Origin of the sequence: Paenibacillus selenitireducens, assembly GCF_002021565.1 — a bacterium.
Taxonomy (GTDB): Bacteria; Bacillota; Bacilli; order Paenibacillales; family Paenibacillaceae; genus Paenibacillus_K; species Paenibacillus_K selenitireducens.
In genome coordinates this window covers 51,862-74,362 of sequence record NZ_MSZX01000007.1, presented here as the reverse complement: position 1 = coordinate 74,362, position 22,501 = coordinate 51,862, and the positions used below count along the sequence as shown (strand labels likewise).

Annotated in this window: 18 protein-coding genes and 1 riboswitch; of the genes, 10 read left to right on the top strand and 8 right to left on the bottom strand. The window is 46.5% G+C overall.

The window, feature by feature from the left end; genetic code table 11:
- Nucleotides 1-152: 152 nt before the first annotated feature.
- The 5 genes from ftsE to BVG16_RS18000 all read left to right on the top strand — a co-directional run bounded on the left by ftsE (nucleotide 153) and on the right by BVG16_RS18000 (nucleotide 5,880).
- Nucleotides 153-839 (top strand): cell division ATP-binding protein FtsE, encoded by a 687-nt coding sequence (ftsE, locus tag BVG16_RS18020; protein ID WP_078500266.1) that lies wholly within the window; start codon nucleotides 153-155, stop codon nucleotides 837-839.
- Nucleotides 829-1,746 (top strand): permease-like cell division protein FtsX, encoded by a 918-nt coding sequence (gene ftsX / locus BVG16_RS18015; RefSeq protein WP_078500265.1) that lies wholly within the window; start codon nucleotides 829-831, stop codon nucleotides 1,744-1,746. Before ftsE ends, ftsX begins: the two co-directional genes overlap by 11 nt.
- A 46-nt stretch (nucleotides 1,747-1,792) precedes the next feature.
- On the top strand, nucleotides 1,793-2,974 hold the full coding sequence (locus tag BVG16_RS18010; RefSeq protein ID WP_078500264.1) for a murein hydrolase activator EnvC family protein: 1,182 nt from the start codon (nucleotides 1,793-1,795) through the stop codon (nucleotides 2,972-2,974).
- Nucleotides 2,975-3,079: 105 nt separating this feature from the next.
- Nucleotides 3,080-4,531 carry a S41 family peptidase gene (locus tag BVG16_RS18005; protein WP_078500263.1) on the top strand — a complete coding sequence of 484 codons (1,452 nt, stop codon included), beginning with the start codon at nucleotides 3,080-3,082 and terminating at the stop codon, nucleotides 4,529-4,531.
- A 74-nt stretch (nucleotides 4,532-4,605) separates the two neighbouring features.
- Entirely contained in the window at nucleotides 4,606-5,880 is a 1,275-nt protein-coding gene (locus BVG16_RS18000) for a PDZ domain-containing protein (RefSeq protein ID WP_078500262.1), read from the top strand.
- On the opposite strand, the gene BVG16_RS17995 is transcribed toward BVG16_RS18000, so the two are convergent.
- Nucleotides 5,859-6,284, bottom strand: a complete 426-nt coding sequence (locus BVG16_RS17995) for a hypothetical protein (RefSeq protein WP_078500261.1) — start codon at nucleotides 6,282-6,284, stop codon at nucleotides 5,859-5,861. The genes BVG16_RS18000 and BVG16_RS17995 overlap by 22 nt on opposite strands.
- Nucleotides 6,285-6,422: 138 nt before the next feature.
- Nucleotides 6,423-6,582: riboswitch (cyclic di-AMP (ydaO/yuaA leader) on the bottom strand.
- A gap of 248 nt (nucleotides 6,583-6,830) precedes the next feature.
- On the opposite strand from BVG16_RS17995, the gene BVG16_RS17990 reads away from it, so the two are divergent.
- Both BVG16_RS17990 and BVG16_RS17985 read left to right on the top strand, forming a co-directional pair.
- On the top strand, nucleotides 6,831-8,387 hold the full coding sequence (locus tag BVG16_RS17990; RefSeq protein WP_078500260.1) for a copper amine oxidase N-terminal domain-containing protein: 1,557 nt from the start codon (nucleotides 6,831-6,833) through the stop codon (nucleotides 8,385-8,387).
- Between the two features lie 234 nt (nucleotides 8,388-8,621).
- A complete protein-coding gene (locus BVG16_RS17985) occupies nucleotides 8,622-9,008 on the top strand; it encodes a DUF948 domain-containing protein (protein WP_078500258.1) in 387 nt (128 codons plus the stop codon).
- A 211-nt stretch (nucleotides 9,009-9,219) separates the two neighbouring features.
- Here BVG16_RS17985 and BVG16_RS17980 read toward each other — a convergent pair whose 3' ends face one another.
- The 4 genes from BVG16_RS17980 to BVG16_RS17965 form a co-directional block, all read right to left on the bottom strand.
- Nucleotides 9,220-9,828: a TVP38/TMEM64 family protein gene (locus BVG16_RS17980; protein ID WP_078500256.1), complete on the bottom strand. Its 609-nt coding sequence runs from the start codon at nucleotides 9,826-9,828 to the stop codon at nucleotides 9,220-9,222.
- Nucleotides 9,829-9,846: 18 nt separating this feature from the next.
- Nucleotides 9,847-10,419: a hypothetical protein gene (locus tag BVG16_RS17975; RefSeq protein ID WP_233147081.1), complete on the bottom strand. Its 573-nt coding sequence runs from the start codon at nucleotides 10,417-10,419 to the stop codon at nucleotides 9,847-9,849.
- Between the two features lie 281 nt (nucleotides 10,420-10,700).
- Nucleotides 10,701-11,489 (bottom strand): OmpA/MotB family protein, encoded by a 789-nt coding sequence (locus BVG16_RS17970; RefSeq protein ID WP_078500254.1) that lies wholly within the window; start codon nucleotides 11,487-11,489, stop codon nucleotides 10,701-10,703.
- Nucleotides 11,473-12,279: a flagellar motor protein gene (locus tag BVG16_RS17965; protein ID WP_078500252.1), complete on the bottom strand. Its 807-nt coding sequence runs from the start codon at nucleotides 12,277-12,279 to the stop codon at nucleotides 11,473-11,475. The genes BVG16_RS17970 and BVG16_RS17965 overlap by 17 nt, the downstream gene beginning before the upstream one ends.
- Nucleotides 12,280-12,494: 215 nt before the next feature.
- On the opposite strand from BVG16_RS17965, the gene uvrB reads away from it, so the two are divergent.
- Together uvrB and uvrA are read left to right on the top strand one after the other, a co-directional pair.
- Nucleotides 12,495-14,489, top strand: a complete 1,995-nt coding sequence (gene uvrB, locus BVG16_RS17960) for an excinuclease ABC subunit UvrB (RefSeq protein ID WP_078500250.1) — start codon at nucleotides 12,495-12,497, stop codon at nucleotides 14,487-14,489.
- A 105-nt stretch (nucleotides 14,490-14,594) separates the two neighbouring features.
- On the top strand, nucleotides 14,595-17,459 hold the full coding sequence (gene uvrA / locus BVG16_RS17955) for an excinuclease ABC subunit UvrA (RefSeq protein ID WP_078500248.1): 2,865 nt from the start codon (nucleotides 14,595-14,597) through the stop codon (nucleotides 17,457-17,459).
- Between the two features lie 480 nt (nucleotides 17,460-17,939).
- On the opposite strand, the gene BVG16_RS17945 is transcribed toward uvrA, so the two are convergent.
- Complete coding sequence (locus BVG16_RS17945) at nucleotides 17,940-19,553, bottom strand: nitrite/sulfite reductase (protein WP_078500244.1); 1,614 nt, start codon at nucleotides 19,551-19,553, stop codon at nucleotides 17,940-17,942.
- A gap of 288 nt (nucleotides 19,554-19,841) precedes the next feature.
- On the opposite strand from BVG16_RS17945, the gene BVG16_RS17940 reads away from it, so the two are divergent.
- A complete protein-coding gene (locus BVG16_RS17940) occupies nucleotides 19,842-20,048 on the top strand; it encodes a hypothetical protein (RefSeq protein WP_078500242.1) in 207 nt (68 codons plus the stop codon).
- A 215-nt stretch (nucleotides 20,049-20,263) separates the two neighbouring features.
- Here BVG16_RS17940 and BVG16_RS17935 read toward each other — a convergent pair whose 3' ends face one another.
- Entirely contained in the window at nucleotides 20,264-20,728 is a 465-nt protein-coding gene (locus tag BVG16_RS17935) for a RidA family protein (RefSeq protein WP_078500240.1), read from the bottom strand.
- Between the two features lie 35 nt (nucleotides 20,729-20,763).
- A complete protein-coding gene (locus BVG16_RS17930) occupies nucleotides 20,764-22,371 on the bottom strand; it encodes an N-acyl-D-amino-acid deacylase family protein (RefSeq protein WP_078500238.1) in 1,608 nt (535 codons plus the stop codon).
- Between the last annotated feature and the right edge of the window lie 130 nt (nucleotides 22,372-22,501).

The following is a 22,501-nucleotide window of genomic DNA, read 5'->3' as shown; positions in this document are numbered from 1 at the left end:
AAGGGGTTGGCACCAGTACCCGCAAAATATGAAAAAATCGTAACTTTTTTGTAACAAATTGAGCAAATCTTGTTGGAAATCCTATCCGAATAGAGGATTTTTGGGTAACATGTCGAATATGTAAGGGCTAACTTTGTTCCGGGAGTGATATTGTGATTGAAATGCAGGATGTATGGAAGACGTATGCGGACGGAACACATGCCCTTAAGGGAATCTCAGTTCGTATCGATCGTAATGATTTCGTGTATATTGTAGGGCCGTCAGGTGCCGGTAAATCCACTTTTATGAAGCTTATTTATAGAGAAGAAGTTCCTACCAAAGGTCAGATTTCAGTGAATGGCTTTAACGTAGGAAGACTGAAGCAGCGCAAAATCCCTTATGTCCGCCGTAATATCGGCGTCGTATTTCAGGATTTTAGACTTTTGCCGAATATGACGGCATATGAGAATATCGCCTTTGCCATGGAAGCCATTGAGGCGCCAAGAAAGTTAATCAAACGCCGTGTCAATGAAGTGCTGGAGCTTGTTGGACTCAAATCCAAAGCGAACAGCCTGCCAGCGCAGTTATCTGGGGGAGAGCAGCAGCGGATTTCGATAGCGAGAGCGATCGTGAACAATCCCTCTGTCATCGTAGCAGATGAGCCGACAGGAAACTTGGATCCGGAAACCTCTTGGGGCATTATGAACCTGCTGGAGGAAATTAATTTCCGCGGGACGACGATTATCATGGCTACGCATAACAAGGATATTGTGAATACGATTCGCAAGCGCGTCATCGCGATCGAGAGCGGCAGTATTGTGCGTGACCAGATTCGAGGTGACTACGGCTATGACCTTTAGAACAATCATCCGTCATTTTCGAGAAGGGTTTAAGAATGTTTTGCGTAACGGCTGGATGTCCTTTGCATCCGTCAGTTCGATTGTTATTTCTTTATTTATTCTAGGCGTGTTCTTGTTATTGTCATTAAATATTAATGCCTTAGCAGGACAGGTGGAGAGCCAAGTGCAAATCCAAGTTTACCTAGAGCCGAACACTACCGTAGAGCAGCGGGACCAACTGAATACGCAGATCGGCAATATGCCGGAAGTCAGCAAGGTACAGGTGGTTACCAAAGAGGAAGGCATGAAGCTGTTCCGCGAGAATTTAGGGGATGACGGGAAGGAATTACTCTCCGGTTATACGGAGGATACGAACCCATTGCCTGATACGCTAGTTGTGGATGTGGTTGAACCGACCACCATTCCGGATGTGGCGAAGAAGATTGAAGCCTTGAAGCAGACGACGACCGATAAAGTCATTTCCAAGGTGAAGTACGGCGAAGGCACTGTAGAGAAGATGTTTAAAGTAACGAATACGATTCGTAACGGCGGTCTGATCGTGGTTGCAGGACTTGCGATCACGTCCATGTTCCTGATCTCCAATACGATTAAAGTGACGATATTCGCTCGCCGCCGTGAAATTAGCATCATGAAGCTTGTAGGAGCGACGAATCATTTCATACGATGGCCATTTTTTATTGAAGGCGCGGTCATCGGGTTGTTAGGTTCTGGGGTCACGATTGGTCTGCTGTTCGCAGGGTATGATCGACTTGTGAAGCTTACGCAAGTGGAATTAGGGTTGATGTTGATTAAGCTCGTACCGCTGCCAGAGATTTATTTGTCAGTAGGCGGTGTGATTCTGGGTCTTGGTGTCATGATCGGCGTGTGGGGAAGCACGGTTTCGATCCGTAAGTTTTTAAAGGTATAGCATCATTGGTGTAGGCGAACCTGAAAAAAATGGAGGGCGAGGGCTTTTGAAGAAGAAAGTATGGTTAATGGTGATGGTGTTAGGGCTTGTATTTACGGTAGCTCAACCAATGCAGACCCATGCGGTGTCGGAACTGGATAAGGTGAACCAAGAACTGAAGAAGCTGCAGCAAGCGATGAAGTCTGCGGAGAAGAAACAACGCCAGGCTCAAGCTACGATAAAAGAAGCGAAAGCAGATAAGGAACGGACAGCTGCTGAGATTAATGATATTATGGCTAAAATCAATAACGTGAATAAAGAAATGATGACGACGTCTCAACAAATCGATCAGACGGAAGACAAACTCCGTGATGCAGCAACGCAGCTGGAAGAAGCAACGCAACGTGTTGAATCACGCAGTCAACTGTTGGATGCTCGGTTGCGTCTCATGTATACGAACGGATTTGTATCCTATCTGGATGTATTGCTGGATTCCACAAGTTTCTCCGACTTCCTTGATCGCGTGGATATGCTGAAGTCTGTTGTAGGTCAAGATAAGGACATTCTTGCCGATAACAAGCGCGATAAGGCCCTTGTGATTGAGAAGAAAAAGCAAGTAGAGCAGGATCTTAAAGAAGTAAAGTTCCTCTACGTGAAGATGGATCAAACGAAGAAGGAATTGGACAGCAAGGAAAAGCAAAAAGAAGTCATGGTTGCCAGCTTGACGAAGCAGATTGAAGAGAGCGAAGAGATTAGCGAAGATCAAGAGAAGCAGTTGATGGCTTTCGCGAAGGAACGCGCTCGATTGATCGAGAAGCAAAAGAGCTTCAAATCGAAATATAAAGGCGGCAAGCTCGGGATGCCGTTGAAATCACCGTTCCGTCTTTCCTCTGGATTCGGACCGCGTGTCCATCCAGTAACAGGTGTTAAAGGCAAGATGCATACAGGACTCGATATGGCTGCACCAAAGGGAACGCCGATCTATGCGGCGGAAGCCGGTATTGTTATCGTAGCGCAATCGGTTAGCGGATACGGAAATTGTGTCATCATTAACCATGGTAATGGATTATGGACGTTGTACGGACATATTCGTGATGGCGGGATTAAGGTCGATAAGGGACAAGAAGTGAAGAAGGGCCAGAAAATTGCCGAAGTAGGAAGTACCGGTCAATCGACAGGAAACCACTTGCACTTTGAGGTTCGTGTGAACGAAGTTCCAAAAAATCCTGTTGGATATTTAAATTTATAATAAAGAGACAAATAAAAGGTACAAGCTTATCATATACTACCACGAGAATCTTGTTAAAAGATGGGACCGCTCATGGATTGAGCTGGTTATAAGGTGGTGATTCTTGTGAAATTTACAGGTCGGTCCGTTCTGGCGTTTATGTTGTTGACGATGTTCGCGACATGTCTCATTACACTTACGGTTGTTAACGCACCGATTGCAGTCAATGGACGACAGGATGTTAGCTCGACGAAATCGAGCTCAAAAGGGTTCACGAACGGTGAATTTAAGAAGCTCAATGCGACGTTGCAAATTATTGAGGATCAATTCTACAGTGAAGTGGATCGAGAGAAAGTGATTGACGGCGCCGTGAACGGAATGATGGATGCCCTCAAGGATCCTTACTCCGTCTATATGAACTCCGATTCCGCTAACCAATTAATGTCCAGCTTAGAAGGAACCTATTCCGGAATCGGTGCAGAAGTCACCTTAGAAGATAATCAGGTAATGGTTCTGGCGCCGATTAAGGACACGCCGGCAGATCGAGCAGGTATTCATCCGAAGGATGTGTTCGTCTCCATTAATGGAGAGAAGCTGGAAGGCTTGAAGCTGAACGAGGCGGTTGATAAAATCCGCGGACCCAAAGGGACCAAAGCCAAAATTAAAGTGAAGCGTGCTGGCGCAAGTGAGCTGTTAGACTTCGAGGTGGTACGCGCGGATATCAACGTGGAGACCGTGTATGGCCAAATGTTGGACAACCGGATCGGAAAAATTGAAGTTCGCCAATTCTCGATGAATACCGGTACACGATTCAATGAAGAGTTAAAGAAGCTGGAGCAAGGCGGCATGAAGGGTTTAATCATCGATGTTCGCAACAATCCTGGCGGATTTGTTCCTGTGGCAGAAGCGATCGCAGATAATTTCGTTCCTGCGGGCAAAGCCATCTACCAACAAGAACGCCGCGGGGAAAAGAAGATCCCCAAACTATCCAAAGGAAAAAACATCAAGAAATATCCGATCGTCGTACTTATGAATGAAGGCAGCGCCAGCGCATCGGAAATTCTGGCAGGTGCTCTGAAGGATCATCACTTAGCCAATCTCGTTGGTGTTACGACATTCGGTAAGGGAACGATGCAGATGACCTATCCCGAGCAATTGGGTGATGGAAGTATGCTGAAGATGACGATCGCCAAATGGCTAACGCCGAACGGGACTTGGATTCACAAGCTTGGTATCAAACCGGATATTGAAGCCAAGGAGCCCGATTACTACTTCGCATCTCGCCTATCGCAAAAAGAAGAGTTGAAGTATGACATGAATAGTGATGATGTGAAGAACGCACAGATTATGTTGAATGGACTTGAATATAAGACAGGCCGTAAGGATGGTTATTTCGATCGGGAAACCGAGAATGCCGTCAAAGCTTTCCAACACCATGAGAACTTGGCGGAAACCGGACGCGTCGATACGGCAACCGCGGCAAAGCTGGAAGGTGCGATCAAGAAACGTTTATTGAATCCCGCGTTCGATACGCAATTGAATAAGGCGATTGAGGTGCTGCGGCAGGAAATCCGCTAGTTCACGTCGAATAGAAGAAAGAGGGTTGGTAACCAACCTTCTTTTTTTCTTTTTTTGTTGAAGGAGGATACGAAATGGAGTTTGCTATGGAAATGTTGTGGCGAGTCGTGGATGCGATATTACATATGTTAATGCAGCCCTTTTTATATATTTCATTGATTCTGATCATTCTGCAGTATCGCCGTCAAGTGATGTTGGAGCGCAAGCTGTTCTCTGTCAAAATGCACGCCCTAGGGGATCAGATTATTCGTACCGTACTTGGCGGGTTATTAGCTGGGATTGGAGTTTCGATCGTTACGGTTTTTACGGGAATGACGTTGACCTTGGGGGCTATCGTTCTGATCTGGTGTGTATCGCTCGTATTGATGTTATTCCGGGTGAGATATTTATGTCTAGCTTATAGCGTAGGGGCGCTCGGAATCCTGCAGTTTGTCGTGAGTTGGTTCCCGAGCTGGTCGATGGATGGCTTTGCAGGATCCGTGTTAGTGACACTTCGAGAGTTAAACATCCCGGCGCTGTTGGCGTTGGTAGCGATTTTACATATGGCAGAAGCCCTCTTGATTCGATGGCAGGGAGCTAAATTTGCAAGCCCCTTATTTCTTGCAAGCAAACGAGGTAAATTAGTAGGCGGCTATCAAATGCAGAGCTATTGGCCGATTCCACTATTTTTAATGATTCCAACGCAAACAACGGGTACGATCTTGCCTTGGACACCCTTCTTCGGCGGTGATGCATGGGCGAACGGATGGATGCTCATGGCCTTTCCCGTTGTCATCGGGTTTAGTGAGATGACGCAATCTCGTCTTCCGAAGGATAAAGTACGTTGGAGCTCGAAATGGTTGTTCGCTTACAGCGTGATTCTCTTGGCATTTGCCATGATATCAGGCGTATGGAGTCCATTAACGCTTCTCACGGCGCTCGTGGGGATCGGTATGCATGAATGGATTCATTGGTACAGCACGAAGGAAGAAACCGAGCGAAGTCCGCTTTATGTTCACGATGAGCGCGGATTGTATGTGATGGCTGTGATCCCGAATACACCAGCAGCGGAGCTTGGGATTGAGCCGGGTGAAATCATTTATAAAGTGAATGGTACGAAAGTACATACGAAAGAAGAATTGCATCAAGCCTTGCGGATGAATCCGGCATTTTGTAAGTTGGAAGTGTTGAACTTATCAGGTGAGAGTAAATTTCTGCAGCGAGCGATATTCGCAGGCGAGCATCATCAGTTAGGTGTTGTGCTTGCGCCGGACCAAGATGCATCTTTCTATGTAGGGATGGGACCGACATCGATCTTCCAGATCGTAAGAATGAAGCTAGCAGGCGTTCAATCGAGAATGAAAATGTAATAGGCTTGGGATAAGTCTAGTAATTGTGACTCCGAATAGAGACATAGAGTTTCTTGTTCGATAAATGAATGGCGATCGTAGAATCGGCCGAGATCAAGAAGCGCCGCTTCGGCAAGTCGAGCTTTGTAGGGGTTCCAGGATGCATGGTTACCATGGAGATGTTGGATCGCTTGCTCGACGTTCAGACCGACAAATTGCTGAAAGGTTGCAGCCCATTTCACTAAATCCACAGGTGCGGTCGTGTCCAACCGACATTCCGCCCAGCCGATGTGATCGACGCTTGAAAGTTTTAAGATCATGCATGTAACATGGCTCGACGCTTCCATTTGGAATAATTCCATACGTGTTAAATGGGAAGTGTCTTGATCCAGACTGGAGACGGTACGGATAGGGTTCAGGCTCATGGGATACAACTCCTTACGATTTTAATAGACGAACGACACAAAAGAAGCCCGCGAAGTAGAGGAAACCTCTATTCGTGGGCTTCTTGCATACCGTAGCGATAGGATACGATACTCAATCGGCACGCGGTAAAGAAGCGAGACCTCTCTCAACAATCGCTTACGAGGTTAGCTGTCGGATTCGGGTTTGAGAGCGTACCCTACAGAAGGGATTCAACCTTCCGATTCACCCCAAGAAGCCAAGGCTTCCATCATGGTTCCCCCGTTTCTCATCATCATGAGAACTCAGCGAATAAATCAATGGCTGTATCATACGCTTTAACGAATCCGTTGTAAAATCTGGAATAAAGCCGATTATCCTCGAATTCAAACGTAACATCGGAAGTAAGCGTTTTAATCTGAAAGATTCGAGGAATCTTCATGATTATTCCAGTTAATGAGAGGATTTTCTGGAACAAATATAGTATATTTTTCACTGTACAAGAATGGGAAGGTTTGTAATAATGAAAAGATTAGTATAATTGTTAAATTGGGGAAGGGGATGCACACGTGAAGTTTATTAAGGGGAAACAATGGCTAGCTATCACACTTGTAGCAATGTTGCTCGTATTGGCAGGTTGTCAATCGATTGGGGGCCTAAATGTTGCGAAAGTCGTGGAAAATAGCCTTAAGGTTACGTCGGGTGAATCCAGCCAGACATTATCCGTTGAGTTGGTGCCGAGTGTAAATGCGGGATTAACGGATGAAGATAAAAAAATGATTAAGCTGATTAATTCCTTGAAGTTAGATATTGATCATGCTGTTACGCAAGATCTTAATCATGCTTCGGTACAAGGTAAAATTACATACAGCGACAAATCCATACCTTTCCAACTAGGGATGGATAACACCAACCTATCGCTCTGGATCGAAGGGATTAAGAAGCCTATCGCGATCTCACTTGAAGGAGAAGGATTGGACAGCGCAGTTACGGCTGAACTTCAAAAATCGCAAGACGGCATGAAAGCAGCAATTCAGAAGCTTGGAGCATACTTCGTGAAGCAAGCGCCTGTACCGAACACGGCCTCTGTATCCTCTGTTACGGAGAATGTGTATGGACAAAGCTTGAATCTTCAAAAGCTTCATTTAGAAATTAAAGGCGATGAAGTCGTAGGACTTGTGAAGACTTTATTGACGAACATTTCGAAAGACGATGAAGGATTACGTGAAATTGTTAAAGTTCTATATGAAGCGTTCTACCCGATCGTAGAGCAAGAAATGAGCGCGTTGTCTGAAGAAGGGCTTGAAGGAGACATCTTCGGTTCTGTTGCAAAAGATCAAGAAGTCGGTTCCCTCGTAATGTATAAAGCGATCAAACAAGGACTAGATGAAGTCTTGAAGCAATACGATGAACAATCCGCTGCCTTGTTAGCGGAAGATGAATACAAGCAAATCTTCAGCAAGGATACAAGCTTATCCTGGGATATCTTCGTGGATAGCGACAATCAAATTCGCAAACAAAACCTAGAATTGGGTATCGCGCTTCCAAAAGCGGCAGATCTTCCGATTTCAAAAATTATCGTTCGTTCGTCCACTCAAATGTGGAACATCAACAAGCCTGTGAAGGCAGATGTGATCGATACGGCTGCAGGTGTAGATCAAGTAGATATGTATGGGTTATCAGGTAAAGGATTCTTGTCTAAATTTGATAAGAAATCATCGGCGTACAGCATTCTAAGAAACGACCTGGGTGTGGGAGCAATCAATGTAACGATTTATCCTGAAGAGTCATATGGTTATGAAGATTACTTACCAGGTTGGTGGACATTAAACGGTACAGGTATGGTTCCGATCAATTATGTAGCAGATCAATTCGAAGCAGATGTGAAATGGGATCCAGCTACGAAGCAAATTACGGTGTATGATGAACTTAATGATATTACCGTTCAATTAAAAATTGGTTCCAAGACGGCGACTGTCAATGGCGTAGCCAAAACCATGGCACAACCCGTGATCGTTGACGACTATAACACTGCCAACGTGCCGCTTCGCTTCATGATTGAAGCATTAGGCGCAGGCATGACATGGGATCCAGAATATGCAGAGTTCTATGTCACTCGTGACTAATTGGTACATGTAACAAAGCAGCCCCGGAAGATCATGTTTGATCTTCCGGGGCTGCTTTTCTTTAGCCGAAAATCCAACCTTTTTATATCATCATCAATAGGAATGATTACCCGTGGGAAGTGAAAATGAAACAAATGCAGAGGTCATGTGATCTATACAGGAGACAAATGATTTAATTCCTTCAATAATGGGTTTAAAGATATATACATAATAATGGGAAAAGAGGTTTGCCTCATGATTATTGAAATTAGCGTGGCTGTCATGGCTGTGGCAGTTGTAGTTTTAGTCGTGTTTCTAGTTAAAACCTTATTATCTGCGAAGAAATCATTGGACAAGGTGACGGAGACATTAACCGATTTGGAAGCGAAAATGAAACAGATTGAACCGATGATGGATACGATTCAAATCACGGGTGAAGCGTTGCGCGAAGCGGCAGACGGGATGCAGCAGGTGTCAGCGACGCTGTTCCAACGGCGCAAGACCACGCGTCGAACGCGGCGTACTGCAGATGCCCATGCGGCATCTGCTGCATCGGATGCCTCAAATACATCGCAAGATACGTCACCCAAATGGATGAAGTGGGTGGATGTCGCTGCGGATGTATGGCAGCGATTAAGATAATTGAGAAGATGAATGTGTCCCGTATTCAGAAGCTAGCAGTGGAGCGATTGAAGCGTGTGATGGAGTGAGGAAGAGCTTAGTGGCTGCTGAGCTCTTCTTTTTTGTGTCTGGCATGAAGCAAGTTAAAAAAACGATCCCCCCACGTCAATGGAAGGATCGCTTCTGGTCTGTGAACATAGGACAAAGAATGTTTCGTTAGAGAGAAGGAGCATCAGTTAATTTGGAATCTCTTCTCGACCCGCTTGCCTCCGAGCCACAGAATAATTAAACCAACCACAAGCGCGATGATACGCCAAGGCTGGGATGCGAATCCTTGCCAATCATGACCGACAAAGGACATGAGGAAGATCATGACGCCTTTGCCCAGCATGATGGCAGATAAAAAAATGCCCAATGGCACACGACTCATGCCAGAAGCGATATTGATAAAGAAAGAAGGCGTAAATGGGAAGCAGTATAGAATGAAAAGTGGCGTAAAGCCCCGCTGCTCGACCCAATGAAAGAAATGCTCTGCCTTCGGATACTTGCGCGATAAGTAATCATTTAGACGTCCGCCGAATCGTCTCGCTAAGAGGAATAAGATGAGCGCGCCTAATACCGAGCCAATCCACGAATAGAGAAATCCAAGTCCGAGTCCGTATGCCGAAGCATTGCCTGCCGCAATGATGAACAATGGTAAGAAGGGCAGGAAAGCCTCTAAGAAAGGCAAAAGGATCCCAGGTAAGGGACCGAGTGCCGAATATTTTTCAAGTAAGGCTTCGATTTGCTGCATGTCCAGTTGAGATACGTAGTGATACGTGTGTTCCATCCATTGTGCCATAAGTTCCCCTTTCAAATTTTACGAGGTCAATGGATATGCGTATTGGTGACGAGCCCGCTCTCTCAGATCGCCTGAGTAGATTAATTCGAGGTTCTCACAATTTTGCAAATCCATGGGTGTAATTTGGGCGAGCGATTTATCCATCATGAGTTTCACGCCGTGCTTCTGCAGCATATACGCGACGAATTGCGTACAGAAGAAAGCATTTTTACGTTCGATGGAAATGTTTAATACAATGCCGAATAAGCCGAGAAGATTATATTTGTATTGGTGTTGATTCTGTTCCATATGCTGAATACGAGCGCGCAATAGCTCATAATTATCGTCACTCACGGTGCAGCTGTAGATGGCACAAGCGGTCGGTCTTGTTGCTTCCCGCACGAGATGCCCGAATACCTTCTCTTTAACAAAACCGCCGTTAAATGGATTGAATGAATTTTTACGCCCGAAGCTGTAAATCTCCTTCATCTCTTCATCTAATACGATAGACGCGTGATTAAGATTCGCTTTTGTATAAAGTCCGATGGCCCGGGAGAATAAAGTCCCTGTATCGGTAAGAAGAATATAGATTTTCCTGCTCACTTCCGTCACCAACCTGTCTCTTAATAATACTATTGTATATTAGACAGTACTGGCCCAAAACGTACTCCCGACGGGAATCTTCCTAGACTTACGACGGGGGAAAGGCAGGACTTGGTAGCAAAAGAGCAATCCTGCTCACAGATGATGTGTTTAGGATTGCTCTATGTTGTCTTTATTACCACATCAGAAAGTTTAAGTTTTTGGCATGCGAAAGCGACTTTCTGATTGGCGATAAAACCTACATGTAATCGCGGTCGCTCATTCTTCGAAATGCCTCGATAGAGGTTTTCTCATTGCTGTAATTTACGTAATACAATCATTTCCACACGTCGATTCTTCTGCCGATTCAGAGCGGAATCGTTCGGTGCGACGGGATGCGTATCCCCGTAACCTGCAATTTGGAATTTGTTCGCATCTAAATGCGCTTGGTCAATGAAATAGCGAAGGACGGACAAGGCTCGGGCTGCGGAGAGCTCCCAGTTATCTTTATAGGTTCCGCCGGGCTGGATGACTAAATCATCCGTATGACCTTCAATACTGATCGTCGTATCCAGCTGACTGAACAAGCTGCCTAATTTATTGAGCATAGGCTGGGATTTCTCTTTCAGCTCGGCTTTGCCGAGATCAAATAGGAATTGATCGCTTAAATGAATAGAGATCCCTTTCTCGGTATCAGTAATGGATACTTCAGAACTGAGCTGGTGGTCTTGGACATAGGTCTCAATGACGGATTTAAATTGCTGTAATTCCTGCTCTTGCTGTCTAAACTGCAGTTCCCGTTCGGTCATCGGCTGCTGCGTCGGGTTCGTTGCCGTGGGGTTTACGGGCAGATGGGGCAAGACAGACGCGTTCTGGCCCTCCGTAACTCCTTTCCCATCTTCAAGAACACCGTCTGCATGCCGAAAGGTCGTACGAAGATCTTGGGATAAGGAATCATATTTATCTGCATCAATCTGACTTACCGAGAACATAATGACAAAGAAGATCATTAATAGTGTAATAAGGTCGGCGTATGTAATCAGCCATCTTTCATGGCCCTTGGAGACGGGCTTGATGCGGCGTCTACTCTTGCGTCTCATGCTCGATCGCCTTCTTCTTGAGTTGTAATAGGGTGATAGACGGGTCCTCCACGAGAAGCATGGAATTTAACTTCCTACGAACGACATGCGGATGTTCTCCAGCTTGAATGGCCAATATACCTTGCATGATAAATTCCATATGCTGAAGTTCATCCTGGCTGCGCGTTTGAATTTTGGAGGCGATCGGCAAGTAAATGAGATTCGCGCTAACAACACCATAGAGTGTAGCGGTAAAAGCAATCGCAATGGATGCGCCTAAGGTGCTGGGATCGGTTAAATTGCCGAGCACATGAATGAGTCCCATGACCGTACCGATAATCCCCATCGTGGGAGCGTACCCGCCAGCGGACTCGAACATTTTGGCATGATTTTCGTGTTTCTGCTCCGCGACGTCCATCTCCAGCTCCAGAATTTGACGGATCAGCTGAGGGTCCGTGCCGTCGATAGTCATGAGAAGTCCTTCCCGCAAAAATTCGTTCGGATGCGCGGATACTCGTTTCTCAATAGCCAGCAAGCCATGACGGCGCGTAATGGACGCGAACTCTGTCAATTCATCCATGAGTTCATTCTGGTGGTATTCCGGCTTCGTAAACGCAAATTTCAGCGCTTGAGGGATGGTGCGCAATCGTGATAAGGGGAAGCTGATGATCACCGCGGCAAAAGTACCGCCGAATACAATAAGTGCTGCCGTTAGTTTGAGAAGACCGCCAAATTGACCGCCTTCTAATAAAAATCCGCCGATGAGGGCGGCGAGTCCAGCCAATAGGCCGAAGATCGTGGTCATATCCATGAACCGTAACAACTCCTGTAGTGGATTTTCAATTTGCAACCAGTTCGAGAAAAAGGTATAATAAACGGGAACAAATATTCCTATATATACTGGAATACACATCTAAGAGGTAACATCTTCCTAATGCATTTATCGGGAAGATTCAACATATAGTTTAGGGCCTGTTATGGATGCATGCAGGTAAATATTTTACACGGTGTGGGTGATGAAGTCCAATGAGCGATATTGTGGTAAGTTCAAAGCAATTCCAAATCGAATCCGAGTTTTCACCGCAAGGCGATCAACCGCAAGCGATTCTACAGTTAGTTGAAGGAGTTCAGCAAGGGAAAAAGATTCAGACGCTGCTCGGTGCAACAGGAACGGGGAAGACTTTTACGATTGCGCAGATGATTGCTCAAGTGAATCGGCCGACGTTAGTCATTGCACACAACAAGACGCTGGCAGCTCAGCTGTGCAGCGAGTTCAAAGAGTTCTTTCCGAATAATGCAGTCGAATATTTCGTCAGTTACTATGATTATTACCAACCGGAAGCCTATATCCCGTCCTCCGATACGTTCATCGAGAAGGACTCGAGTATCAATGAAGAAATTGACAAGCTTCGTCACTCCGCGACAGCGTCGTTGTTCGAACGTCGAGATGTCATTATCGTAGCGAGCGTATCCTGTATTTATGGTTTGGGATCGCCACTCGAGTATAAGAGTCTCGTGTTATCGCTTCGCGTCGGCATGGAGAAGCCGCGGAATCAGATCTTATCCAAGCTCGTGGATATTCAGTACCAACGGAATGATCTGAACTTCGTGCGGGGTACATTCCGTGTACGCGGGGATGTCGTTGAGATTTTCCCGGCGTCCAAGGGAGAGCATGCGGTACGGATTGAGCTGTTCGGGGATGAAATTGAACGGATTACAGAGATTGATGTATTAACGGGTGAATTGATCGGCGAACGCGATCATATCTCCATCTTCCCGGCGTCTCACTTCGTTACCCAAGAAGAGACGATGAAGGTCGCGCTCGTGAATATTGAACGGGAATTAGAGGAGCGGTTAGCCGTATTGAAGTCGAATGGCAAGCTGCTGGAAGCGCAGCGCTTGGAACAGCGGACGCGCTATGATATCGAAATGATGCAGGAAGTGGGCTTTTGTTCCGGGATCGAGAACTATTCCGGTCCATTGACGTTCCGTGAACCTGGCGCAACACCATACACGTTACTAGACTACTTCCCGGATGATTTCCTCATCGTAGCGGATGAGTCTCACGTTTCTTTGCCTCAAATCCGCGGGATGTATAACGGGGACCGTGCGCGGAAGACCGTCCTCGTGGAGCATGGATTCCGGCTGCCATCGGCGCTGGATAACCGTCCGCTGCAATTCGAAGAGTTCCAATCGAAGATAAATCAGCTGATTTGCGTGTCTGCTACACCTGGACCTTATGAGTTGGAGCGTTGTCCAGAGATGGTGGAACAGATTATTCGTCCAACGGGGCTTCTAGATCCGATAATAGAGATTCGTCCGACGAAAGGGCAAATTGATGATCTGATTGGAGAGATCCGAGATCGGATTGCGAAAGACGAACGTGTGCTTGTTACGACATTGACGAAGAAGATGTCCGAGGACTTAACGGATTACTTCAAGGAAATTGGCATTAAAGTACGTTACTTGCACTCCGATATCAAGACCTTGGAACGGATGTCGATTCTGCGGGATCTACGGTTAGGAACCTTCCACGTGCTTGTAGGGATTAACCTGCTGCGGGAAGGTCTTGACTTGCCGGAGGTATCCTTGGTTGCCATTCTGGATGCAGATAAAGAGGGCTTCCTCCGTGCGGAACGTTCCTTGATCCAGACGATTGGGCGCGCGGCGCGTAATGCTGAAGGGTATGTAATCATGTACGCGGATAAGATGACCGATTCGATGAACAAAGCGATCACGGAGACGAATCGTCGTCGTGAGATCCAAATTGCTTACAACGAGAAACATGGTATCACACCGCAGACCATTAAGAAAAAAGTGCGTGAGGTTATTGAGGCGACGAAGGTTGCTGAGCAGAAGAGCGATTATTTGACGGGTGCAGGCGAGAAGATGTCGAAGAAGGATCGCCATTCGATGATCGAACGTCTCGAGGCCGAGATGAAGGAAGCTGCGAAGAACCTACAGTTCGAGCGTGCAGCCGAGTTGCGTGATGCTTTGCTGGAATTGAAATCACAAGATTAAGCCAAGCGAATCTATAAGTCTATGACTAGGTGAGTTGGGCAATGCTATTCATATGAACAGGTGCGTATTTGTAAATCCCCACATTTGGGGGCAGGGGGTATAGTTGTGGCAAGCGAAAACATCGTCATCAAAGGCGCACGAGCGCATAATTTAAAAAATATTGATGTAACAATCCCGCGTGATCGTTTTGTAGTTCTTACCGGCTTGAGTGGTTCAGGTAAATCATCCCTGGCATTCGATACGATTTATGCCGAAGGTCAACGTAGATACGTGGAATCCTTATCTGCTTACGCTCGTCAATTTCTAGGACAAATGGAGAAGCCGGATGTCGATTCGATCGATGGCTTGTCTCCGGCGATCTCGATTGATCAGAAGACAACGAGCCGCAACCCTCGGTCAACGGTGGGTACGGTAACGGAGATTTACGATTATTTACGGTTGTTGTTCGCCCGCATTGGTCGACCGCATTGCCCAGAGCATGGGATTGAGATTACGTCTCAGACTGTAGAACAAATGGTAGACCGGATTATCCAATATCCGGAGCGGACTAAGCTTCAGATTCTAGCACCAATCGTGTCAGGTCGTAAGGGAGAACATACGAAGCTGCTTGCAGATATTCAGAAGCAAGGTTTTGTACGGGTCCGGGTCAATGGGGAAATTCGTGATTTAAGCGAAACCATCGAGCTGGAGAAGAATAAGAAACACAATATCGAAGTCGTGGTCGATCGGATTGTCGTGAAGGATGATGTACAGACCCGTCTCGCGGATTCGATCGAGACCGCCTTGAAGTTGTCTGGTGGTCAATTGCTTGTCGATATTATAGATAAAGAAGAGCTGATGTTCAGCTCGAACTTAGCTTGTCCCGTATGCGGCTTCAGTATTGATGAGCTGGCACCGCGGATGTTCTCATTCAACAGCCCATTCGGCGCTTGTCCGGATTGTGATGGATTAGGTGTGAAGATGATTGTCGATCCTGACTTGTTGGTGCCGAAGCCGGAGCTAACGATTGAAGATGGCGCATTTGAAGCGTGGGCAGGAAGTACGTCGAACTATTATCCGCAATTTCTGAAATCGGTGTGTGAGCATTATGGGATTCCAACCGATATTCCTGTCTCGGCTCTCGAGAAAGAACAAATGACGAAATTGCTACAAGGCACGGGCAAAGAAAAGATTCGCTTCAAATATGAGAATGATTTCGGGCACAAGAAGGAAGCGCTCGTACCGTTCGAAGGAATTATCAATAATTTAGAGCGTCGATATCGGGATACAGGGTCCGAAGGGATTCGTGAATATATCGAAGCTTATATGAGTGCGAAGCCTTGCGGTACTTGTAAAGGGGACCGGTTGAAGAAGGAGAGCTTAGCGGTAACGATCAATGACAAGAACATGGCGTATGTGACTTCGTTATCGATTGGTGAAGCGGATCAATTCTTCACAGGTTTGGATCTGACGGCGAAAGAACAGACAATTGCCCAATTAATCTTGAAAGAGATTAATGCTCGCTTAGGCTTCCTTGTTAATGTAGGTCTTCAGTATTTGACGCTTAGCCGTGCTGCAGGGACGTTGTCCGGCGGTGAAGCACAGCGGATTCGCCTTGCAACGCAGATCGGTTCTAGCTTGATGGGCGTTCTCTATATTCTGGACGAGCCTAGTATTGGTCTGCATCAACGTGATAATGATCGATTGATTCAGACGCTGGAGCATATGCGGGATTTAGGGAACACGTTAATCGTGGTGGAGCATGATGAAGATACCATGCTTGCTGCCGATTACATTATCGATATGGGACCGGGTGCGGGAATTCATGGCGGCGTCGTCTGTGCCGAGGGCACTCCTGAAGAAATTATGGCGAATGAGAATTCGTTAACGGGTCAGTATCTGAGTGGACGCAAGTTCATTCCGGTACCACTAGAACGTCGTAAAACGGATGATCGTTGGCTCGAGATCAAAGGGGCCAAGGAGAACAACCTGAAGAACGTGAACGTGAAGATTCCGTTGGGCGTATTTACGGCGGTAACAGGAGTGTCAGGTTCCGGGAAATCGACGTTGGTCAATGAGATTCTCTATAAGACGCTTGCCAGAGATTTGAATAAAGCGAAGGTGCGTCCAGGACAATATCGTGAAATGAAAGGGATCGAGCAAATCGAGCGCGTCATTGATATTGACCAATCGCCAATCGGACGGACACCGCGTTCGAATCTAGCCACGTATACCGGCGTATTCGACGACATTCGCGATGTCTTCGCCTCCACGAATGAAGCCAAGATTCGCGGCTATAAGAAAGGCCGCTTCAGCTTTAACGTGAAGGGCGGACGTTGTGAGGCTTGCCGAGGCGACGGAATCATTAAGATTGAGATGCACTTCTTGCCGGACGTCTATGTGCCTTGTGAAGTCTGCAAGGGCAAACGTTATAACCGTGAAACGTTGGAAGTGAAATATAAAGGCAGCAGCATTGCAGATGTACTAGGGATGACCGTGGAAGATGCTACGGAATTCTTCAAGAACATTCCGAAAATTCACCGTAAGCTGCAAACGCTGATGGATGTAGGTCTAGGCTATGTGAACATGGGTCAACCTGCTACAACCTTATCCGGTGGGGAAGCACAGCGCGTGAAGCTGGCTGCTGAATTGTACCGCCGGAGCACAGGGAAGATGATGTACATTCTGGATGAACCGACAACGGGATTGCATGTGGATGATATCGATCGACTCTTGACGGTGTTGCATCGTCTTGTAGATTCGGGGGAGACCGTTCTTGTGATCGAACATAATCTGGATGTCATCAAGACAGCAGACTATTTAATCGATTTAGGGCCAGAGGGAGGAAGCGGAGGCGGAACCATTATTGCAACCGGGACACCAGAGCATGTGGTGAAGAATGATACCTCTTATACGGGTCACTACCTCAAACCTATTCTAGAGCGCGACCGGATTCGTACGGAGCAACAACTTGAGACGGCATCGGTGTAACATAGATTAGCATGATCCTAGAGCACAATCTGATGAATTCAGATTGTGCTCTTTATTTTACCGCATAAGAAAGTATACTTTTTCGGCATCAGAAAACGACTTTCAAATTGGCAATAAAACCTACATCTAACATGGATATGAATACCGCATCAGCGATCGGTTAGGAAAAAAGAATTAGCAGACCGTACAAAGTAGAACAGAAGAGGGAATGGGTATGGGGTGGAAAAGCGAAAGCGTCCGCCTTTGAAATCGTGTTATTACCGCATAAATAAATTCAAACAACACGATTTCAACAGCGGTTGGAACCCCATACCCATCCCTCCCCCATGCTGGAAACGTATGGGTTTAAGCAAGGACCTGGCCATCGGCCAGGTTTTTCTCATGACCTTAATCATTAACGGCATAAAAAAAGAACGACCTGATGGGATTACCCCCAAAGTCAGGTCGCTAGTTATTGTGAAGTGTAAAGAGGAAAATGGATTAAGAAGCCAAAATTTCAGTTAGTTTTTCTTGGAATGCAGGTACACCCACACGATTTACGTATTGATGGAAGGTCTCACCTTCATTGCGATTTTCTTTGTAGAAATGGACGAGCTGGCTAAGGACAGGTCCTACATCATCGCCTTTGACGCGTCCTTTAAGCACTTGGTTAAACTTCGGTGCATGTGGATCCAGTGTACCGCCAACCGCGATATCGAACGCATCGATCATGCCATCCGGTGTTTTAACGAGTGCACCTTGGAGACCAATATCGGCAATATGCTTTTGACCGCAAGCATTCGGGCAACCAATGAAATGGATACGGATTTTCTCATCCAGTTCCACATGTTCATCCAAGTATTTCGCGACATCACGTGCGCGTTCTTTGGTCTCAACTACGGCAAGGTTACAGAACTCATTCCCTGTGCAGGAAACCGTACGGCTCATGAAATGCTCTGGGAAAGGCGTCAGCCGTTGTAAGACAGGTGCTTGTAAAGCTTCTTCGACCTTGTCATCGGGTACACCGCTGATCAAGATATTCTGCGACATCGTCGTACGAAGTTTACCTTCGCCGTATTGGTCAGCGACATCCGCCAGCTGATTCAATTCATCGGAATTGAGTCGTCCTACAGGAACATTCAGACCGATGTAGTTCAAACCATCACCTTTTTGTGGATGAACACCATCATAGTAAGCAGCTTGCCAGCCAACTAACTTATCCTCACCACGTGAAGGTAATTCACCAACAACTTCAATGAGTTTTTCTTTGAATTTCTCAGGACCCCAATCAGCCATAAGGAATTTCAGCCGCGCGTGATGGCGTTTCTCACGGTAACCATAATCACGGAAAATCGTCGTTACGCCAATGGCAACCTTCAAGGCTTCTTCCGGACGAACGAAGATATCCAGCTTTTGAGCCAAATGGGGTTTAGCAGATAATCCGCCGCCAACAAGGATATGGAATCCGATGACTTCTTCGCCGTCAATCACTTTGGTCGCCGGTACAAAAGCTAAGTCATTGATTTCAGCGTGTGCGTTATTATAGATGTTGCTTGAGATCGACATTTTGTATTTACGAGGCAAGTTGGAGAAATCACGGTTCATTAGGAAGTAATCATTGATTTGTTCGACCAAATCCACGGTATCCACCAACTCATCCGGATCAATTCCTGCAAGCGGGTTCCCGACGATCGTACGCGGGCAATCTCCGCATGCTTCATAAGAATAGAGACCTACGGCTTCTAATCGTTTGAAAATATCCGGCAGTGATTCGACAGTCAGCCAGTGGTATTGAATGGCTTGGCGCGTCGTGACATCGATCAATCCACGTCCGTACAATTGACCAATTTCAGCGATAGCACGGGCTTGTGTGGAAGTCAGGATACCACCATTGATGCGGATCCGCATCATGAAGAATCCATTCTTCGGTTTCTGTTGATAGACGCCCGCCCATTTGAAGCGGTCCATATCTTCAGGTGTTATCGAATCGTAGCCTTCCAGTGCATATTTCTCAATGATTGTGCGGATAACATCTAAGCCATCTTTTTCGAGCTTTACGAATTCGAACTTGTTCAGCTTGGACGGATCTGCCGTCCACACCGGTTCATATGCCATGTATAATCCCCCTAAGTTTAATTCCGATCAGACTAGTATGAAATATAGATTAAGAGTAACATATTTCCAGAAGAGCGTAAATCCATTTTACAATTTATGTCTATTAGAAATTGTTATAAATAGATAGATATTCCGTTATGATTGGTGTGATCTTATTCATTGCATTTTTTGAAGTGAAACGGTGACAAGTTTGTTAAAATTATAGATTTTTACTTGCATATCTTGGAAGTGAACGCTAACATAGATGAAGATAGGTAAAATGTGAGAATTTTTTGAGGGGGTCCCGTCATGTTGTTGGCAGAAGCGGCAGAAGCTGCAAAGAAGTTCGAACCGTTTGATATGATTATGGTTGTCGTTACGATTTTGCTCGTAGTGGCTCTTGTACGTTTGGTAAGTCAATCTGTGAAAAATAAATTTGCTATCGCATTTACAAGCGTAAGTCTAATTGTGTTCGTGCTTGCCGATGTAGCTATGATTAAGACGAGTTGGCTCTAAGTACGATACATACGAGGTAATGAAGGTTCAACTTTCATCATGAAGGGGCCCTCTGACGAATGTCAGGGGGTCTTTTGCGTGGAAAAGAGGGGAGAGAGCTATCTAGGTTCTCACTATATTCTTGGTGCTGAAAAGCGGCCCTTATAAATTTAAAAAGCTCCCCACCACCCAATCAGGGGATGAGAAGCTTGCGTTATAGCTAGCTAGCGTATGAATTAGTCGCGAACTTCGACAATGAGTTCAATTTCCACAGGCGTGTGGAATGGAAGATCACTTGTACCGATCGCAGAGCGCGCATGACGGCCGCTTTCGCCGAACACGTCAATGAGGAGGTTGGAAGCTCCGTTGATGACATAAGGTTGATCTGCAAATCCTGGAGCGCTGTTGACGAAAGCAAGCATTTTAACGACTTTCACGACGCGGTCCAAATCGCCTACATGTGCTTTTAGTGCGGCAAGACAATTGATGATCACTTGACGAGCTGCTTCTTGGCCTTGCTCGATCGTAAGATCTGTTCCAAGCTTGCCTTCATACATCAAGACGCCGTTGATACGGCAATCGTGACCGGATGTGTAGACAAGGTTTCCCGTTTGATTGGCGGGCAGGTAAGCGAACTTCGGTTCACCAACCTCGGGTAATGTAATTCCTAGTTTTTGTAAGCGAGCTTCAATTTTAGACATAAATATAGACCTCCATTAGGTATGATGGATTGATATTAATGATTACAGCATTGATGTTGAGCCGGAATAAAAGCACCTGGGCGAGCTTGCGTATGCTGCCCGTTCGCTAAGGTAATCTCGCCATTCACGATAACCTGTGAAATACCCGTTGGGTATTGGCGCGGATCTTGATAGGTAGCTGTATCGGAAATGGTATCTGGATCAAAGACGACAATATCGGCGATGTAACCAGGCACAATGAGTCCGCGTTTTCCTAATTTAAAGCGTTGTACTGGGAAGGATGTCATTTTGCGAACCGCTTGCTCAAGCGAAAGTGTTTTTTCCTCACGTACATATTTTGCGAAAATCCGTGGGAAAGAACCATACAGCCGCGGATGCGGTTTGCCTGTCTCACAATGCAAGCTGTCGGATGCAATTAACGATTTCTCGTAGCGTATCACTTCTTTGACATCGGTATCGGACATATGAAAGTAGACGATGGAGATTTTGCCGCCTTCTTCGATCAGCAGATCCATGACGCAATCTACCGGGTGTTGTCCGCGAAGTTCGCTAATTTCTTCGATATGCTTGCCTTCTAGGTGACGATTGGCTGCAGTCTGGACCGAGGAGATAATGACGCTGCTCCACCCGGTGGAGTAGACGAGGTTATCCCAATCCTTCTGTTCGCTGCCTAATTCTTCACGTACACGGCGCCGCATTTGCGGGTCCCGGAAGGCATCAAGCGTACACTCGATACCGCCTTCTAGCACCCAAGGAGGGAGGACGGTTGTCAGCATGGTCGACCCCGCATTGTAAGGATAAACATCAACGGTTACATCCATACCGCGCCCACGGGCCTCTTCCACAAGCTCTAATGCCTCGAGAATTTTCCCCCAGTTCGCCTTTCCTGCTGCTTTCAAGTGACTAATATGAAGGGAGACCCCCGTTTTCTCGGCAATCCAAATGACCTCTTTGATCGAAGGGATCAGATTGTTGCCTTCCCCGCGAATGTGGGTGGAGAAGAGACCATTGTATTGGGGCAGAACGCTGCACAACTCAGCAATTTCTTCCCGAGACGTATAGCTGCCAGGGGCATAGAGCAACCCGATGGAGAAGCCAATGGCTCCAGCTCGTAAACCCTCTTCAAGCAGTCCCTTCATCCGGTCCAGCTCTTCGCGCGTCGCAGGCCGATTGGCAAAACCCATCACTGCGATACGCAGAGCACCGTGGGCAACATACGTGGCGATATTTTCAGAGATGCTTGCTTTTGCGACGGTCTGCATGTATTGCTCTACCGTGTTCCATGGCCATTCCCAGCTGGTTTTGCCTAGAATAGGTTCGACGTAGGTCTGTAGCAGACTTGCGGTTTCCGGAAAAAAGGGAGCAGGCGCGAGGCCGCAGTTCCCGACGACTTCGGTCGTCACGCCTTGCTGCAACTTGATTTCACTGTTCGGGTAATCGAGAATCATCAAATCGGAATGACAATGGCCATCAATAAATCCCGGCGCGATCACTTGACCGTGCGCATCGATGGTGCGGTGAGCCTCCTGTGAGAGCTGTCCGACGGCGACGATAGCGCCTTGTTGAATGCCAACATCGCCAGCTAACCATGGGTTTCCTGTACCGTCTACAATTTTACCGTTCTTAATGATGAGGTCTAACATTCTCGCTGCACTCCTTTAATAGAGAAAGTTCGCTATATTGAAAAGCGGGCTCTTCGACTACGTACTCGTATTTATTACCACAATAGAATTTATAAAAATTTCGACGTATCGAAACTAAAAATTCTTCGTG